Annotated in this window: 1 protein-coding gene; it reads right to left on the reverse strand. The window is 68.9% G+C overall.

The window, feature by feature from the left end; all coding sequences use genetic code 11:
- On the reverse strand, positions 1-551 hold a 551-nt coding region (locus tag FJV41_RS57115), incomplete at its 3' end, for a M20/M25/M40 family metallo-hydrolase (RefSeq protein ID WP_220137986.1).
- Positions 552-579: the final 28 nt, after the last annotated feature.

The following is a 579-nucleotide window of genomic DNA, read 5'->3' on the forward strand; positions in this document are numbered from 1 at the left end:
AGGTAGGGGTGCTTGATGCCCTCGACCTTGGACGTGACCTGCCGGTAGAGCGTGTTCTGCTGGTAGAGGGCGTTCAGGATGCGCACGGCGCCCTGCAGCGCATCGACGCCCGTGTGCGGCACGGCGGCATGGGCCATCTTGCCGTGCACGGTCACTTCCATCTGCAGGCAGCCGTTGTGGGCCGTCACCACCTCGTAGCTGAAGCCGGCGGCGATCATCAGGTCGGGCTTCGTCAGGCCCTGTGCGAGCAGCCAGCCGGGGCCGAGTTCGCCCCCGAATTCCTCGTCGTAGGTGAAGTGCAGTTCCACCGCGCCTTGCGCGGGCGGGGCGACGGCCTCCAGTGCGCGCACCGCGAAGGTGAACGAGGCGAAGTCGCTCTTGCTCACGGCCGTGGCGCGGCCGTACATCTTTCCGTCCACGATCTCGGCGCCGTAGGGGTCGTGCGTCCAGCCTTCGCCGGGCGGAACCACGTCGCCGTGCGCGTTGAGCGCGATGGTCCTGCCGCCGCCGCCATAGGGGCGGCGCACGATCAGGTTGGTGACCGATTCCATGCCGTAGGCCCGCACCTCGCTCTCGGGC

This window comes from Myxococcus llanfairpwllgwyngyllgogerychwyrndrobwllllantysiliogogogochensis (assembly GCF_006636215.1).
Lineage (GTDB): Bacteria > Myxococcota > Myxococcia > Myxococcales > Myxococcaceae > Myxococcus > Myxococcus llanfairpwllgwyngyllgogerychwyrndrobwllllantysiliogogogochensis.